Origin of the sequence: Candidatus Pantoea soli (assembly GCF_007833795.1) — a bacterium.
GTDB classification, from domain to species: Bacteria; Pseudomonadota; Gammaproteobacteria; order Enterobacterales; family Enterobacteriaceae; genus Pantoea; species Pantoea soli.
On the sequence record NZ_CP032702.1, the window covers coordinates 629095 to 645217 of the forward strand.

The 16123-nt window shown below is 59.5% G+C and carries 14 protein-coding genes; 5 read left to right on the top strand and 9 right to left on the bottom strand.

All coding sequences use genetic code 11. The features are described from left to right. The first annotated feature begins 401 nt into the window (after positions 1-401). Positions 402-524, top strand: coding sequence for a hypothetical protein (locus D8B20_RS21770; RefSeq protein WP_261388059.1), 123 nt, complete (start codon positions 402-404; stop codon positions 522-524). A gap of 10 nt (positions 525-534) precedes the next feature. Here D8B20_RS21770 and D8B20_RS02895 read toward each other — a convergent pair. Together D8B20_RS02895 and D8B20_RS02900 are read right to left on the bottom strand one after the other, a co-directional pair. Next, positions 535-1232, bottom strand: a protein-coding gene (locus tag D8B20_RS02895; RefSeq protein ID WP_227741437.1) for an IS1-like element IS1A family transposase whose coding sequence is annotated in 2 segments (ribosomal slippage) — positions 535-983 and positions 983-1232 — 699 coding nt in all. Because the reading frame shifts where the segments join, the coding sequence is not laid out codon by codon here. 228 nt (positions 1233-1460) lie between these two features. Beyond that, the gene (locus D8B20_RS02900; protein ID WP_145886939.1) at positions 1461-2135 is read right to left on the bottom strand and encodes a YtjB family periplasmic protein; all 675 of its coding nucleotides are present in this window, start codon (positions 2133-2135) and stop codon (positions 1461-1463) included. A 107-nt stretch (positions 2136-2242) separates the two neighbouring features. Between D8B20_RS02900 and serB the strand changes: the two genes are divergently transcribed. The 3 genes from serB (at position 2243) to nadR (ending at position 6013) form a co-directional block, all read left to right on the top strand. Continuing rightward, positions 2243-3220, top strand: coding sequence for a phosphoserine phosphatase (gene serB, locus D8B20_RS02905; RefSeq protein ID WP_145886941.1), 978 nt, complete (start codon positions 2243-2245; stop codon positions 3218-3220). A 13-nt stretch (positions 3221-3233) separates the two neighbouring features. Continuing rightward, on the top strand, positions 3234-4616 hold the full coding sequence (gene radA, locus D8B20_RS02910) for a DNA repair protein RadA (RefSeq protein ID WP_145886943.1): 1383 nt from the start codon (positions 3234-3236) through the stop codon (positions 4614-4616). Between the two features lie 170 nt (positions 4617-4786). After that, positions 4787-6013: a multifunctional transcriptional regulator/nicotinamide-nucleotide adenylyltransferase/ribosylnicotinamide kinase NadR gene (gene nadR, locus D8B20_RS02915; RefSeq protein WP_145886944.1), complete on the top strand. Its 1227-nt coding sequence runs from the start codon at positions 4787-4789 to the stop codon at positions 6011-6013. Between the two features lie 50 nt (positions 6014-6063). On the opposite strand, the gene ettA is transcribed toward nadR, so the two are convergent. Further along, on the bottom strand, positions 6064-7731 hold the full coding sequence (gene ettA / locus D8B20_RS02920) for an energy-dependent translational throttle protein EttA (RefSeq protein WP_145886947.1): 1668 nt from the start codon (positions 7729-7731) through the stop codon (positions 6064-6066). A 112-nt stretch (positions 7732-7843) separates the two neighbouring features. Beyond that, entirely contained in the window at positions 7844-8608 is a 765-nt protein-coding gene (deoR, locus tag D8B20_RS02925) for a DNA-binding transcriptional repressor DeoR (RefSeq protein ID WP_145886948.1), read from the bottom strand. Between the two features lie 366 nt (positions 8609-8974). Between deoR and D8B20_RS02930 the strand changes: the two genes are divergently transcribed. After that, positions 8975-10561 (top strand): methyl-accepting chemotaxis protein, encoded by a 1587-nt coding sequence (locus tag D8B20_RS02930; protein WP_145886950.1) that lies wholly within the window; start codon positions 8975-8977, stop codon positions 10559-10561. 30 nt (positions 10562-10591) lie between these two features. Here the strand turns inward: D8B20_RS02930 and urtE are convergent, their stop codons facing one another. The 5 genes from urtE to urtA form a co-directional block, all read right to left on the bottom strand. Further along, positions 10592-11290, bottom strand: a complete 699-nt coding sequence (gene urtE / locus D8B20_RS02935) for an urea ABC transporter ATP-binding subunit UrtE (RefSeq protein ID WP_145886952.1) — start codon at positions 11288-11290, stop codon at positions 10592-10594. Position 11291: 1 nt separating this feature from the next. Then, positions 11292-12083 carry an urea ABC transporter ATP-binding protein UrtD gene (gene urtD, locus D8B20_RS02940; protein ID WP_145886954.1) on the bottom strand — a complete coding sequence of 264 codons (792 nt, stop codon included), beginning with the start codon at positions 12081-12083 and terminating at the stop codon, positions 11292-11294. Then, positions 12076-13152 (bottom strand): urea ABC transporter permease subunit UrtC, encoded by a 1077-nt coding sequence (gene urtC, locus D8B20_RS02945; RefSeq protein WP_145886956.1) that lies wholly within the window; start codon positions 13150-13152, stop codon positions 12076-12078. The genes urtD and urtC overlap by 8 nt, the downstream gene beginning before the upstream one ends. Next, positions 13152-14717, bottom strand: coding sequence for an urea ABC transporter permease subunit UrtB (gene urtB, locus D8B20_RS02950; RefSeq protein ID WP_145886958.1), 1566 nt, complete (start codon positions 14715-14717; stop codon positions 13152-13154). Before urtB ends, urtC begins: the two co-directional genes overlap by 1 nt. A 136-nt stretch (positions 14718-14853) precedes the next feature. Continuing rightward, positions 14854-16122, bottom strand: a complete 1269-nt coding sequence (gene urtA / locus D8B20_RS02955) for an urea ABC transporter substrate-binding protein (protein ID WP_145886960.1) — start codon at positions 16120-16122, stop codon at positions 14854-14856. Position 16123 lies beyond the last annotated feature (1 nt).

Here is a 16123-nt window from a genome sequence, read left to right on the forward strand (position 1 = left end):
TAAAGTGAAGCTGAATTGATAGCGGTCTGGATAAAATGCAGTGGGCAATTATCATCCGCTGATTATTCATGCAACTTCACCCCATTCAGGGAAAGCGCGGGACTATCTGGTTAGTATCGGTGCTGATTTGGATCAATCTTCCCGCCGTGAAAATTGCACTGATGGGCGATTGGAGAGGTATGATTCAGATGACGTTAATTCTTTATTAAAGTATGATGCTAGTCCTGAACCAAAAAGGAAATCAGGTAGAGGATTAGAGAATTGCTAAAGAATAAATTCTGCCATGTAATAACAATTCTACAATGAAAAAACATGTTGAAACAAGAAGGCTGTCTTGAAATAAAGGCATGAAAGCTTTGTGAGAAAGATAGTCAATATTAATTTTTTTCAGGAGGTTTTGCATGAGATTTTTTGCTTCCATATTTATTCTTCTTGCGGTCAATAAATGTCTGGCAAGTGGCGTTACACCTGATAAATTTTTTTCCGGTGATGCCTTTAAAGTTGCTGCCGCTATAGATGGGTAATGACTCCAACTTATTGATAGTGTTTTATGTTCAGATAATGCCCGATGACTTTGTCATGCAGCTCCACCGATTTTGAGAACGACAGCGACTTCCGTCCCAGCCGTGCCAGGTGCTGCCTCAGATTCAGGTTATGCCGCTCAATTCGCTGCGTATATCGCTTGCTGATTACGTGCAGCTTTCCCTTCAGGCGGGATTCATACAGCGGCCAGCCATCCGTCATCCATATCACCACGTCAAAGGGTAACAGCAGGCTCATAAGGCGACCCAGCGTCGCCATAGTGCGTTCACCGAATACGTGCGCAACAACCGTCTTCCGGAGCCTGTCATACGCGTAAAACAGCCAGCGCTGGCGCGATTTAGCCCCGACATAGCCCCACTGTTCGTCCATTTCCGCGCAGACGATGACGTCACTGCCCGGCTGTATGCGCGAGGTTACCGACTGCGGCCTGAGTTTTTTAAGTGACGTAAAATCGTGTTGAGGCCAACGCCCATAATGCGGGCGGTTGCCCGGCATCCAACGCCATTCATGGCCATATCAATGATTTTCTGGTGCGTACCGGGTTGAGAGGCGGTGTAAGTGAACTGCAGTTGCCATGTTTTACGGCAGTGAGAGCAGAGATAGCGCTGATGTCCGGCAGTGCTTTTGCCGTTACGCACCACCCCGTCAGTAGCTGAACAGGAGGGACAGGTGATAGAAACAGAAGCCACTGGAGCACCTCAAAAACACCATCATACACTAAATCAGTAAGTTGGCAGCATCACCTATTTCCACTATTGCTGAGAAAAAGCCGGAAGCGATCCCCGTGATCCTGCCGGCTTTTTCTCTTTAGCCGCCCGCCATCAGGATCATGCAACCGCCTCTATCGTGACTGTCATCGCCTGACCGGTGTTAAACCTCGTTTCAGCAAGCCATCAGACCGCACTGCCCAAATGAACTCAACCCTCTTTCCTCTCTGTCTCCACAGTCTCCGCCGCCGTCTCTTCCTCTTTATCCTCTTTCACCGTTCTGCTGGCTGTCAGCAGGAACGGCGATTGCTGCCAGCGGGTACGGCGGTCGCGCAGCAGGGTACGGGTCAGGATAATGCCGATCGCCAGCGACAGCAGCATCATCAGGCGCAGAATATTGGTGGTGTTATCCACCTGGCGCGATTCCGTCACCAGCACGTGGGTGTCCAGCGTAATACGCAGAAAACCTTGCGGCCCCTCTTTGCCTTCCAGCGGCTGAACGATTTGATGGTTGAAATAGCTGCCGGCGCGTTTGCCATCCAGCGCCAGACGATCGCGCACGTTAATGCTCTCACCGCTGTGGGCCACCAGGCTGCCGTCGTCAGCATAAACAGACGCATCCAGCACGCGGCTGTTATCCGTCATCTGGTTCAGAATGGCGGCGATCTGCGCGCGGTTATCATCGCTATTATCCATCAGCGGTTTCAGGCTAAACGCCACCTGACGCGTCAGGGTGTGCGCCAGTTCTTCCACCTGTTCGGAACGGGCCATCTGATGGCCGAGACTAAACCAGGACGCGCCCTGCATCAGCACCACTAACAGCGCCAGCGAGATAAGAACGATCACCGTGCGATGCAGGCGAAATTTCAGTGCGGTTTTGACCATCAGAAACCCGTGTGACGTAACAGCAGAAAGGCTGGCAATTATGTTGCCAGAACCGGCGCAGACAAGGTAGCCTCTTGCGTGGTTTTGTTGTCCCTACAGGAGCTGTAATGCCAAATCGTCTTACCTGGTGCGATCTGCCCACCGATGTCTCTCTCTGGCCGGGTTTACCCCTTTCCCTGAGCGGTGATGAAGTTATGCCGCTGGATTACCGTGCCGGTCGGAGTGGCTGGTTACTGTACGGGCGCGGGCTCGATAAGCAAAAACTGACCGATTACCAGCATCAGCTGGGTGCCGCGATGGTGATCGTCAGCGCATGGAATGTCGATGAGTATCAGGTGATTCGTCTGGCCGGCTCGCTGACGCCGCGCGCGACCCGACTGGCGCACGACGCCGGTTTTGACGTGGCGCCGCTGGGCAAAATCCCGCATCTGAAAACCCCAGGCCTGCTGGTGATGGATATGGATTCCACCGCAATCCAAATCGAATGCATTGATGAGATCGCGAAACTGGCGGGCTGCGGCGAGCAGGTGGCGGAAGTCACCGAACGCGCGATGCGCGGCGAGCTGGATTTTAAAGCCAGCCTGCGTGAGCGCGTGGCCAAACTGGCCGGTGCCGATGCCAATATCCTGAAGCAGGTGCGTGATGCGCTGCCGCTGATGCCGGGCCTGACCACGCTGGTGCACAAACTGCAGGCGCTGGGCTGGCAGGTGGCGATTGCCTCCGGTGGTTTCACCTTTTATGCCGATTATCTGCGGCAGACCTTGCATCTGGCAGCGGCCGTCGCCAATGAACTGGAGATGCGCGACGGTAAACTGACCGGCGAAGTGCTGGGGCAGATTGTCGATGCACAATATAAAGCCGATACCCTGAACGCGCTGGCGCAGCGCTTTGATATCGCACCGGAACAGACGGTCGCGATTGGCGATGGTGCAAATGATTTGCCGATGCTGAAAACCGCGGCGCTGGGTATCGCCTATCATGCTAAACCTAAAGTGAATGAACAGGCGGAAGTGATTATCCGTCATGCTGACCTGATGGGGGCGTTCTGCATCCTCACCGGCAGCCTGATTCACGAAGAGCGTTAACAGAGGAATTGATTTGGCCAAAGCGGCAAAACGCGCATTCGTGTGCAACGAATGTGGCGCTGATTATCCGCGCTGGCAGGGGCAATGCAGCGCCTGCCACGCATGGAACACCATTACCGAGGTGCGCATTGCCGCCTCGCCTGCGGCGGCGCGTAACGATCGCCTGAGCGGCTACGCCGGCAACGCCGGCACCAGCCGGGTTCAGAAGCTGTCAGAGATCAGTCTGGAAGCCCTGCCGCGCTTCTCCACCACCTTTAAAGAGTTTGACCGCGTACTGGGCGGCGGCGTGGTGCCGGGCAGCGCTATTCTGATTGGCGGCAGCCCCGGTGCCGGCAAATCCACGCTGCTGCTGCAGGTCATGTGCAAGCTGGCAGAAGGGATGAAAACCCTCTACGTCACCGGTGAAGAGTCGCTGCAGCAGGTGGCAATGCGCGCGCATCGTCTGGGTTTACCCACCGATAACCTGAACATGCTGTCGGAAACCAGCATTGAACAAATCTGCCTGATTGCCGAGCAGGAGCAGCCGAAGCTGATGGTGATCGACTCCATCCAGGTGATGCACATGGCGGATATTCAGTCCTCTCCCGGCAGTGTAGCGCAGGTGCGTGAAACCGCGGCCTACCTGACGCGTTTCGCCAAAACGCGCGGGGTGGCCATTATCATGGTGGGTCACGTCACCAAAGATGGCTCGCTGGCCGGTCCGAAGGTGCTGGAGCACTGTATCGACTGTTCGGTGCTGCTGGATGGCGACGCCGATTCCCGTTTCCGCACGCTGCGCAGCCACAAAAACCGTTTTGGTGCCGTCAATGAGCTGGGCGTATTCGCCATGACCGAGCAGGGCATGCGCGAAGTCAGCAACCCGTCTGCCATCTTCCTGTCACGCGGTGATGAGATCACCTCAGGCAGTTCAGTGATGGTGGTCTGGGAGGGCACGCGGCCGCTGCTGGTTGAGATCCAGGCGCTGGTGGACCACTCCATGATGGGCAATCCACGGCGCGTGGCGGTGGGTCTGGAACAGAACCGGCTGGCCATCCTGCTGGCGGTACTGCACCGTCACGGCGGCTTGCAGATGGCGGATCAGGACGTGTTCGTCAACGTCGTGGGCGGGGTGAAAGTCACGGAAACCAGTGCCGACCTGGCGCTGCTGCTGGCGATGGTCTCCAGCCTGCGCGATCGTCCGCTGCCGCAGGATCTGGTGATCTTCGGCGAAGTCGGGCTGGCCGGCGAAATCCGCCCGGTGCCGAGCGGTCAGGAGCGCATATCCGAAGCCGCCAAGCACGGCTTTAAGCGTGCCATCGTGCCATCCGGCAATGCGCCGAAGAAAGCCATCGACGGTATGCAGGTGTTCAGTGCCAAAAAGCTGGCGGACGCACTGGCGATTCTGGACGAGCTGTAACGCGCGTGACGGCACCACTAAGCCCGGCAAAGCGTTGTATGCACGCTTTGCATCACAGGGTTGCGCTGGCGCGGGTATAAGCGCCAGCGGGGGCCGGCAACCGGCGCTTCCTCAGCGCAGGCGCCGGTAAGCGTACGCGCATCCCCTTTTTTCCATGCAGGAGGCACACCATGTCATCATTCGAGTATCTGAAGACCGCAATACGCCAGCAGGGCCACACGCTGCAGCAGGTGGCCGATGCCAGCGGGATGACCAAAGGCTATCTGAGCCAGTTGCTGAATGCCAAAATCAAAAGCCCCAGCGCGCAGAAGCTGGAAGCGCTGCACCGGTTCCTTGGCCTGGAATTTCCGCGCCGGGAGAAAACCGTGGGGGTGGTGTTCGGGAAGTTTTATCCGCTGCACACCGGGCACATCTATCTGATCCAGCGCGCCTGCAGTCAGGTCGATGAGCTGCACATCATTATGGGTCACGATGAACCGCGTGACCGGGCGCTGTTTGAGAACAGCGCCATGTCGCAGCAGCCTACCGTCAGCGATCGCCTGCGCTGGCTGTTGCAGACCTTCAAATACCAGAAAAACATCCGCATCCACTCGTTTAACGAAGAAGGGATCGAACCCTATCCGCACGGCTGGGATGTGTGGAGCGCCGGCGTCACCGCCTTTCTGGCGGAGCAGGGCATTGAGCCGGATTGCGTCTACACCAGCGAAGAGCCGGATGCGCCCATGTATCAGCAGCATCTTGGCATACCGGCGGTGGTGATCGATCCGAGCCGATCGTTCATGAGCATCAGCGGCAGCCAGATCCGGCAGGACCCGTTCCGCTACTGGGAGTATATTCCGACCGAAGTTAAGCCGTTCTTTGTGCGCACGGTGGCGATCCTCGGCGGCGAGTCCAGCGGCAAATCCACGCTGGTGAACAAGCTGGCGAATATCTTCAACACCACCAGCGCGTGGGAGTACGGGCGCGATTACGTTTTTTCCCATCTGGGCGGTGATGAGATGGCGCTGCAGTATTCCGATTACGACAAAATTGCCCTTGGTCAGGCGCAGTATATTGATTTTGCAGTGAAATATGCCAATAAAGTGGCATTTATCGACACCGATTTCATCACCACGCAGGCGTTCTGCCTGAAGTATGAAGGGCGCGAGCATCCGTTTGTGCAGGCGCTGATCGACGAATACCGCTTTGATCTGGTGATTTTGCTGGAGAACAACGTGCCGTGGGTGGCAGACGGGTTACGCAGTCTGGGCAGTTCAATGGATCGCCGTGAATTTCAGTCCATGCTGATCACCATGCTGCGCGAGAACAATATCGACTATGTTCACGTCAAAGAAGATGACTACGACACGCGTTTCCTGCGCTGTGTCGAGCTGGTGAAACAGACGCTGGGCAGCTGAATCCCGGCCATAAAAAAAGGCGCCCTGCGGCGCCTTTTTTACGGCATTACTTACTTCGCCATACGTTTGTATTTGATACGCTTTGGCTCCAGCGCTTCTGCGCCGAGGGTGCGTTTCTTATACTCTTCGTACTCGGTGAAGTTACCTTCGAAGAACTCCACTTTCCCCTCATCCTGATAATCGATGATGTGGGTAGCAATACGGTCCAGGAACCAGCGGTCGTGCGAGATCACCATGGCACAGCCCGGGAACTCCAGCAGGGCGTTTTCCAGCGCGCGCAGGGTTTCGATGTCGAGGTCGTTGGTCGGTTCGTCAAGCAGCAGCAGGTTGCCGCCCACCTGCAGCAGTTTGGCCAGGTGCAGACGGCCACGCTCACCGCCGGACAGCTCGCCAACGCGTTTGCCCTGATCGGTGCCTTTGAAGTTAAAGCGGCCGACGTAGGCGCGGCTTGGCATTTCGGTGTTGCCAATACGCATGATGTCCTGGCCGCCTGACACTTCTTCCCAGACGGTTTTGCTGTTATCCATCGCGTCACGGAACTGATCCACCGACGCCAGCTTAACGGTTTCACCCAGTTCGATGGTGCCGGAATCCGGTTGTTCCTGACCAGACATCATGCGGAACAGCGTGGATTTACCGGCGCCGTTCGGCCCGATGATGCCGACAATCGCGCCTTTTGGCAGCGAGAACGACAGATCGTCAATCAGCACGCGGTCGCCATACGATTTGCTCAGGTTCTTCACTTCCAGCACTTTATCGCCAAGGCGTGCGCCAGGTGGAATGAACAGTTCGTTGGTTTCGTTACGCTTCTGGTATTCGCTGTTGTTCAGCTCTTCGAAGCGCGCCAGACGGGCTTTGCCTTTGGACTGGCGGCCCTTCGCGCCCTGACGCACCCACTCCAGCTCTTTCTCAATGGATTTACGACGGGCGGCTTCCTGTGACGCTTCCTGTGCCAGACGCTGATCTTTCTGCTCCAGCCAGGAAGAGTAGTTGCCTTCCCATGGAATACCTTCACCACGGTCCAGCTCCAGAATCCAGCCGGCGACGTTATCAAGGAAGTAGCGGTCGTGGGTAATGGCGACCACGGTGCCTTCGAAGTCGTGCAGGAAGCGTTCCAGCCACGCCACGGATTCGGCATCCAGGTGGTTAGTGGGTTCGTCGAGCAGCAGCATGTCTGGCTTTTCCAGCAGCAGACGGCACAGCGCCACGCGGCGGCGTTCACCGCCCGACAGGTTAGCAATTCTGGCATCCCATTCCGGCAGGCGCATGGCATCTGCCGCGCGGTTCAGCTGGGTTTCCAGGTTATGACCATCGTGTGCCTGGATAATCTCTTCCAGACGCCCCTGCTCAGCGGCCAGCTTATCGAAATCGGCGTCCGGATCGGCATACAGCGCATAGACTTCATCCAGACGCTTCAGGGCACCCACCACTTCAGAAACGGCTTCTTCAACCGATTCACGCACGGTGTGTTCCGGGTTCAGCTGCGGCTCCTGCGGCAGATAGCCCACTTTAATGCCCGGCTGCGGGCGGGCTTCCCCTTCGATGTCTTTATCGATGCCGGCCATGATGCGCAGCAGGGTTGATTTACCCGCGCCGTTCAGGCCGAGGACACCGATTTTTGCTCCCGGGAAGAAGCTAAGGGAAATGTTCTTCAGAATGTGACGCTTCGGCGGAACCACTTTGCCGACGCGATGCATGCTATAGACGAATTGAGCCACGTTGTAATGAGCCTCTTGGTCTGTGAGTAGTGGAACGTCAGATGCTGAAGTTTAGCGGTTTTCCCCGGCTAATCACAGCCTGACGCACGTTTGGTGGCGTTTCGGGGGCGCGTCAGGGCAGGAGCAGCAGCAGCGCGTGCTGCGCCAGCCACGTCTGCAGGGCGGCGTCCGGGGCGCTGTCGCTCACCAGTAAATCAAAACGGTGCAGCTCCGCGATGCGGGCCGGCAACACTTTGCCGTATTTGCTGCTGTCCGCCACCAGCACGCAGCGGCGCGCGCGCAGCATGGCGTGATGCTTCATCGCTAACTCATTGAGGTTGTAGCAGGTCGCGCCCTGTTGGGCATCGATGCCCGCTGCCGAGATAAACGCCAGCGTCGGGCAGAGGTGATCCAGCACCGAGTGGCTGCCAATCGGCGTGAACAGCGCGTTATCGGCGTGAAACTCCCCGCCGTTCAGAATCACGTTGCAGGCCGGTTTCTCTTTCAGCGCCAGAAAGGTATTCATGGCGCAGCAGATGGCGGTAAACGGCAATGTCTCCGGGATGGCATCAATGATGTACGGCAGCGTGGTGCCGCAGTCAAAAAACACCGTGTCATTTTCGCTGATCAAGCCAGCCGCTGCCGCGGCCAGGCGCTGTTTGCGGGCGGCATTCTGCCCGTGTTGATCGGAAATGAAGTAGTGCCCAACGTGGTGCCGGGGATCGCTGACGATGTAGCCACCCAGCAGCACCACCGCGGAAGCCGGTTCGGAGAGATCGCGGCGAATGGTCATTTCCGATACGCCAAGCAGCCGCGCCGCGTCTTTCAGGTGCAGTTTATCGGTGCGTTTCAGCGCCTGTGCCAGCTTGTTGATTCGTTCGTCGCGCCGGGTTTCCATGGGCCTCTCAGGATGGGAAGTAGGTGAACTCGCCGCCGCCGGTTGTCACTGCGGGCAGGCGAAAACCCTCAAATCACAACAACAGCGCACGGGAATCACGACAAATCTCACAGTTTTTAATAAGTTGCGATTCAGCCGTCAGGCTGGATTTGATATTACCCGCATTAAGATCGCCCCGCAAACTTCCTGCGTCGCCGCGCTATTGCGCGCAGGCGCAGCGAAGGGTGCCCGCCGGCAGGGCTGGTCACGGCGCACTGTCACAAAACTGTCACGTAAAAACCACGGTTTCCGCGTAAAGCCGCGCGTCGGCCGGGTCGATAACCTGGGTGACACTTGTCACATTTTCCATTACCAGGGTTCAGATTGATGAAGCTAAATCATTTTAAAATCGGCCAGCGGCTGGGGTTTCTCGCCACGCTGTTACTCTTCGCGACCCTGCTGATGGGGTTGCATGGCCTGCAGGTTAACCAGCAGGCGCTGGCTAATAACCAGCAGGTCATGGCACGCGAGATCCTGATCGCGCAAAGCATTGATACGGCCCGCAGCGCGCAGGTGCAGTTCAAGATTCAGGTGCAGGAGTGGAAAAATACCCTGCTGCGCGGCACCCAGGGGGAAGAGGTCTTCAATAAATATAAAAAGGCGTTTCTGCAGGAGAGTCAGAAAACGCAGGCGCTGCTGAACCAGCTGAGCCAGATTCAGCGGGCGCTGGGCCTGCCGGATGCGCCGGTAGAGCAGGCGCGTACGGTGCATGCCGGACTGGAACATCAGTATCTGGCGGCGCTGGCCAGCTACGATATTCGGGATATCGCCAGTGCCGCGCGCGTGGATCATCTGGTCACCGGTATCGATCGCGCGCCTGTGCAGCAGATCGATGCGCTGGTCACGGCAACGCTGCAGCGTGCGCAGCAGATGCATCAGGCGATCGAAGCCAGCAACCTGGCGCACTACCATAAAACCCGGCTGCTACTGTTGATCGCCATGGCCTGTATTCTGCTGGTGGGCGCTGCCATCACAGCCTGGCTGATTCAGAGCATCACCCGACCGCTGAAGCAGGCCATCAGCGTGGCCAAAACCGTGGCGGCAGGCGATCTTCGCACCCATATTCACGTCTCCGGGCGTGATGAAACCGCCCAGCTGATGGCCGCGCTGCAGGAGATGAATCATAACCTGACGCGTATTGTTACCGGCGTGCGCAGCGGCACTGACGCCATTGCCGATACCACCGGCCAGGTAGCGCACGGCAGCCGCGAGCTGTCAGCCCGTAACGAAGCGCAGGCCAGCGCGCTGGAGCAGACCGCTGCCTCCATGGAGCAGCTGACCTCAGTGGTGAAAAACAATGCGGAAAACGCACGACACGCCAGTGAGATTGCGCGTGATACCCGTGAGCGCGCCGGCGACGGCGGTGCCGTGGTGGAAAAAGTGGTGGTGGCAATGGACGAGATCCATCAGTTCTCGCGGGAAATTAACGAGATTGTCACGGTGATCGACGGTATTGCCTTCCAGACCAACATTCTGGCGCTCAACGCAGCGGTTGAAGCGGCACGTGCCGGCAATGACGGACGGGGTTTTGCCGTAGTGGCTTCGGAAGTGCGTGCGCTGGCCCAGCGTTCCGCCGCCGCCGCCCGCGATATTCGCGGCCTGACCGATCGTTCGGTGAACCTGATCGCACAGGGCAATGCGCTGGTAAAAGGGGCGGGAAGCTCTATGCAGGAGATCGTCAGCAGCGTCCGGCAGCTGTGTGAGCTGATGGAGAACATCTCCGCGGCCAGCCTCGAACAGAGCGCGGGCATCGAACAGGTTAACCTGGCGGTGACGCACATGGATGCGGCGACACAGCAAAACGCCACGCTGTCGCAGCAGTCAGCGCAGGCGGCGCGCGCGCTGGATCAGCAGGTGGGGGCGCTGATGGAAAACATCAGCGTCTTCCGGCTGGAGACGCAGGGCGCATCCTGATCGCTGCGGGGGCGTGACCGCCCCCGTCAGTCAAATGGCCACCAGACCGCGCACGCCGTCTGCGTCCATATTCGCCCCGGCTCCGCGCAGCACGATCTCGCCGCGCGACATCACCAGATAGCGGTCGGCCAGTTCAGCGGCAAAATCGTAAAACTGCTCCACCAGCAGGATCGCCATGTCGCCGCGCTGCGCCAGCTGTCTGATCACCGCGCCGATCTCTTTGATCACCGACGGCTGGATCCCCTCCGTGGGCTCATCGAGGATCAGCAGCTGCGGCCGGCAGGCCAGCGCCCGGCCGATCGCCAGCTGCTGCTGCTGCCCGCCGGAGAGATCGCCGCCGCGTCGCGCACGCATCTCATGTAATACCGGAAACAGCTGATAAATTTCGTCCGGAACGCTTTTCGCGGCGGCACCGTGAAAACGCGCCAGTCCCATCAGCAGATTTTCTTCCACCGTCAGGCGTGGAAAAATCTCGCGCCCCTGCGGTACATAAGCGATGCCCGCCTGGACGCGCTGATGCGGTTTGCGGTTGTTGATCACCGCACCCTGCCAGCGGATATCACCGGATTTTGCCGGAATCAGCCCCATCAGACACTTCAGCAGCGTGGTTTTTCCTACGCCGTTGCGCCCCAGCAGGCAGGTGATTTCACCCGGACAGACGTCAAACGACAGGCCGCGCAGAATATGACTGCCGCCGTAATACTGATTCAGATTGGCTACCTGTAACATGTCAGCGCCCCAGATAAACGTCGATAACCTGTTCGTTGGCCTGCACCTCGCGCAACGATCCCTCCGCCAGCACCCGGCCCTGATGCAGCACGGTGACGTGGTCAGCAATGGTTTCCACAAAGCCCATGTCATGCTCTACCACCATCAGCGAATGCTGGCCGGCAAGGCTGCGAAACAGTTCGGCGGTCCAGGCGGTTTCCGCATCGGTCATGCCCGCGGCCGGCTCGTCAAGCAGCAGCAGGTGCGGATCCTGCACCAGCAGCATGCCGATCTCCAGAAACTGCTTTTGTCCGTGCGACAGCGATCCGGCGCGGCGCTGACGTTCACCGCCCAGGCGCAGCTGCTTCAGCACCTCATCAATGCGATCGCGCTGCGCGCTGCGCAGACGGGTACGCAGGCTGGCCCAGACCGATTTGTCGTTTTTCAGCGCGATTTCCAGGTTTTCAAACACCGTGAGCGCTTCAAACACCGTAGGTTTCTGGAATTTGCGCCCGATGCCTGCCCGGGCGATCTCCACCGGCGACAGAGTCCGCAGATCGATATTCTGGTCATAGATCACCTGGCCGCTATCAGGACGGGTTTTGCCGGTGATCACGTCCATCAGGGTGGTTTTACCGGCACCGTTCGGGCCGATGATGCAGCGCAGTTCGCCCGCGCCAATCTGCAGTGACAGATCGGTCAGCGCCCGGAAGCCGTCAAACGAGACGGTGATCTTCTCCAGCTGCAGCACTGGATCGGCCTGGCGGCGGTGGCGATCCGCCGGGTGAGGTTGGGTAAACAGGGAATCAGTCATCACGCCTCCGGCGCAGCAGGCCAATCACGCCACGCGGCAGAAACAGCGTGACCAGAATAAATAGCAGGCCGGGGAAAAACAGCCAGTATTCGGGAAACGCCACGGTGAACCAGCTTTTGGCACCGTTGACGATGACCGCACCGAGCAGCGGGCCGACCAGCGTGCCGCGTCCGCCCAGCGCCACCCAGATAGCGGCTTCAATCGAGTTGGTGGGCGACATCTCGCCGGGGTTGATGATGCCTACCTGCGGCACATAGAGCGCGCCTGCCAGCCCGCACAGCACCGCGGACAGGGTCCAGACAAACAGTTTGAACCCCTTTGGGTCGTAGCCGACAAACATCAGGCGGCTCTCGGCGTCGCGCACCGCGGTCAGCACGCGGCCAAAGCGGCTGCGTGCCAGCGCGAAGCCCAGTGCCAGGCTTGCCAGCAGCAGCAGCACGGTAGCAATAAACAGCGCAATCCGCGTGCCGGTGGCGGTGATGCTAAAGCCCAGCAGCGTGGTAAAGCCGGTGAAGCCGTTGTTGCCACCGAAGCCGGTTTCGTTGCGGAAAAACAGCAGCATACTGGCGTAGGTCAGCGCCTGCGTCATGATGGAGAAGTACACCCCTTTGATGCGTGAGCGAAAGGCAAGGAAGCCAAACAGCAGCGCCAGCAGGCCCGGCACCAGCACAACCAGGCACAGCGCCCAGGCGAAGTGCTGTGTTCCGGCCCAGAACCACGGCAGTCTGTCCCATGACAGGAAAGACATAAACGCCGGCAGGCCATCGCCGGCGGCCTGGCGCATCAGGTACATGCCCATGGCATAGCCGCCCAGCGCAAAAAACAGCCCGTGGCCGAGCGACAGCAGCCCGGCATAGCCCCACACCAGGTCCAGCGCCACCGCGACAATCGCATAGCAGAGGATTTTCCCCACCAGCGTCAGCGTCCAGGCAGAGATCGCCAGCGGATGAGTGGCGGGCAGCAGGGCGCAGAAGGGCAGCGCCAGCAGCAGAAGGATCAGCGCGGCACCCAGGCTGCGGCTGAGAAGCGGCGCTTTGCGCACCGCGCGTAAAGTCAGTGGCTGGCTCATCAGTCAGCGATCCTCCCTTTAACGGCGAACAGCCCCTGCGGACGTTTCTGGATAAACAGGACGATCAGCATCAGGATCAGGATCTTGCCCAGCACCGCGCCGATCTGGGGCTCCAGCACTTTACTGAGAATGCCCAGCCCCAGCGCGGCCACCACCGTCCCGGCCAGCTGTCCGACGCCACCCAGCACCACCACCAGGAAAGAGTCAATGATATAACCCTGGCCGAGTTCGGGACCGACATTGCCAAGCTGCGACAGCGCCACGCCGCCGAGTCCGGCAATGCCGGATCCCAGGCCAAATGCCAGCATATCGATGCGGCCGGTGGGCACGCCGCAGCACGCTGCCATGGCCCGGTTTTGCGTGACGGCGCGCACGTTAAGGCCGAGGCGGGTTTTATTGAGCAGCAGCCAGGTAAGGGCCAGCACCGCCAGCACGAACAGGATCACGACAACGCGGTTATAGGGCAGCACCAGGTTCGGCAGCAGCTGCCAGCCACCAGAGAGCCAGGGCGGATTGGCGACTTCCAGATTTTGTGCGCCAAACAGCATGCGCACCAGCTGAATCAGCATCAGGCTGATGCCCCAGGTGGCAAGCAGGGTCTCCAGCGGGCGGCCATACAGATGGCGAATCAGGGTGCGTTCCAGCAGCATGCCGACCGTGGCGGTCACGGCAAACGCCACCGGCAACGCCAGCAGTGGATACCAGGCCAGCCACTGCGGCGCGAACTGCTGGAACAGATTCTGGACCAGCCAGGTGGCATACGCGCCCAGCATCAGCATCTCGCCGTGCGCCATATTGATTACCCCCAGCAGACCGTAAGTGATCGCCAGCCCCAGCGCCGCCAGCAGCAGAATAGAGCCCAGTGACAGGCCGCTGAAAGCCTGGCCGAGCAGATCGCCCCACATCAGGCGCTGTTTAAGCTGCTGCAGGCTGGCGGCCGCGGCGGCGCGCACGCGGGCGTCAGGTTCGTTGCTGGCCTCGGTTAAGCGGCTCAGGCTGGCCTGCATTGCCGGATCGCCCGAGGCGCCGAGCAGCGTGACCGCCTGCAGCCGCACAGCGGCATCGGCGCTGGCCAGCTGCAGGCTGGCGGCCGCCAGCGTGAGCACGGCGCGAACCTGGCTGTCCGGTTCACTGGCCAGGCGCTGTGCAATCAGCGGCAGCTGATCCGGTGCGGCGTCGTTTTGCAGCTGGCGGGCGGCGCGCAGGCGGAGAGCGGCATCGCTGCTCACCAGCTGATGCGCGGCCAGCGCACTTGCCACCAGCCCGCGCAGGCGATTGTTCATAAAGAGTTTGCGTGTCGCGCCATCCGGCGCGCGGGCGCTGTCGAGCGGAATCAGTTGATCATTCTGTCTGCTGAACGGCTGCTGGTGGCGGTCGGTCACCACGGTTTCATCACGCAGCGCCTGCAGCAGCGGCAGACGGTGCGCGTCAGGGGCGGCGGCCCACTGCTGCAGCAGGGCTGCCTGCCGGGTGCGGCTGGCCGCTGCGAAATCTGCGCCGTCACCCGCCTGCGTCAGCCAGGGCAGTAGCAGCAGCAGACAGCTGAGAAGAGGGCGGAATGTCATGGTGTCATCCTGTATGCGGTTAATGTCAGATGCGGATCTTTTCTTACCGGCAGGGCGCTGACGCAGCCCTGAAGCACACGCACGCGGCGGCGGCATGGCTCCCGCCGGGCGCGGGGAGCCATCGTGCCTTATTGCCTTATTGCGCCGACTTCACCGGCTGGTCTGGCTTTTTGTCATTTCCGGCGATGTAAGGGCTCCACGGCTGCGCACGCACCGGCTGTTCGGTCTGCCACACCACGTTGAACTGCCCGTTCTCTTCCACTTCGCCAATCATCACCGGCTTATGCAGATGGTGGTTGGTCTGATCCATTGTCAGGGTAAAGCCATCCGGCGCCGGGAAGGTTTGCCCGGCCATCGCCGCCCGCACTTTGTCGACATCGGTGCTGCCGGCTTTGGTCACCGCCTGCGCCCACATGTGCAGGCCTACCCAGGTCGCTTCCATCGGATCATTGGTCACGACGGTATCGGCATTCGGCAGCTTGTGCGCTTTGGCCCAGGCGCGGTAATCGGCAACGAATTTCGCGTTGGTGGGGTTATCAACCGATTCAAAATAGTTCCAGGCCGCCAGCTGGCCCACCAGCGGTTTGGTGTCAATGCCGCGCAACTCCTCCTCGCCGACCGAGAAGGCGATCACCGGAATGTCGGTGGCCCGGATGCCCTGGTTTGCCAGCTCTTTGTAGAACGGCACATTGGAATCACCGTTGATGGTGGAGATCACCGCAGTTTTACCGCCGGCAGCGAACTTTTTGATACGGGAGACAATGGTCTGGTAATCGCTGTAGCCAAACGGCGTGTAGACCTCTTCGATATCCTGATCCTGAACCCCCTGCTTATGCAGAAACGCCCGCAGGATTTTGTTGGTGGTGCGCGGGTAGACGTAGTCGGTACCCAGCAGGAAGAAGCGTTTTGCCGCGCCGCCATCTTCACTCATCAGATACTGTAGCGCCGGAATCGCCTGCTGGTTGGGGGCTGCGCCGGTGTAGAATACATTCGGCGACATCTCTTCACCTTCATACTGCACCGGATAGAACAGCAGGCCGTTCAGCTCTTCAAAGACCGGCAGCACCGATTTACGTGACACCGAGGTCCAGCAGCCGAACACCACCGCCACTTTATCCTGCGTCAGCAGCTGGCGCGCTTTCTCCGCAAACAGCGGCCAGTTGGAGGCCGGATCGACCACCACCGGCTCCAGCTTTTTGCCCAGCAGCCCGCCGTGGGCGTTGATATCGTCAATCGCCATCAGCGCTACCTCTTTCAGCGGCGTTTCCGAAATGGCCATGGTGCCGGAGAGCGAATGCATAATGCCGACTTTGATGGTATCGGCTGCCTGCGCGGAGAAGGTCAGACCCATGCTGACCACGGTGGCGGAGAGCGCGAAGGCTTTAAGCAATGAACGTCTTTTCATC

Bases quoted from the DNA above. Each gene is read 5' to 3' on its own strand.
- D8B20_RS21770 (WP_261388059.1), top strand. From the start codon at position 402: ATGAGATTTTTTGCTTCCATATTTATTCTTCTTGCGGTCAATAAATGT.
- urtB (WP_145886958.1), bottom strand. From the start codon at position 14,717: ATGACATTCCGCCCTCTTCTCAGCTGTCTGCTGCTGCTACTGCCCTGG.
- urtD (WP_145886954.1), bottom strand. From the start codon at position 12,083: ATGACTGATTCCCTGTTTACCCAACCTCACCCGGCGGATCGCCACCGC.
- urtE (WP_145886952.1), bottom strand. From the start codon at position 11,290: ATGTTACAGGTAGCCAATCTGAATCAGTATTACGGCGGCAGTCATATT.
- serB (WP_145886941.1), top strand. From the start codon at position 2,243: ATGCCAAATCGTCTTACCTGGTGCGATCTGCCCACCGATGTCTCTCTC.
- D8B20_RS02930 (WP_145886950.1), top strand. From the start codon at position 8,975: ATGAAGCTAAATCATTTTAAAATCGGCCAGCGGCTGGGGTTTCTCGCC.
- urtC (WP_145886956.1), bottom strand. From the start codon at position 13,152: ATGAGCCAGCCACTGACTTTACGCGCGGTGCGCAAAGCGCCGCTTCTC.
- D8B20_RS02900 (WP_145886939.1), bottom strand. From the start codon at position 2,135: ATGGTCAAAACCGCACTGAAATTTCGCCTGCATCGCACGGTGATCGTT.
- urtA (WP_145886960.1), bottom strand. From the start codon at position 16,122: ATGAAAAGACGTTCATTGCTTAAAGCCTTCGCGCTCTCCGCCACCGTG.
- nadR (WP_145886944.1), top strand. From the start codon at position 4,787: ATGTCATCATTCGAGTATCTGAAGACCGCAATACGCCAGCAGGGCCAC.
- deoR (WP_145886948.1), bottom strand. From the start codon at position 8,608: ATGGAAACCCGGCGCGACGAACGAATCAACAAGCTGGCACAGGCGCTG.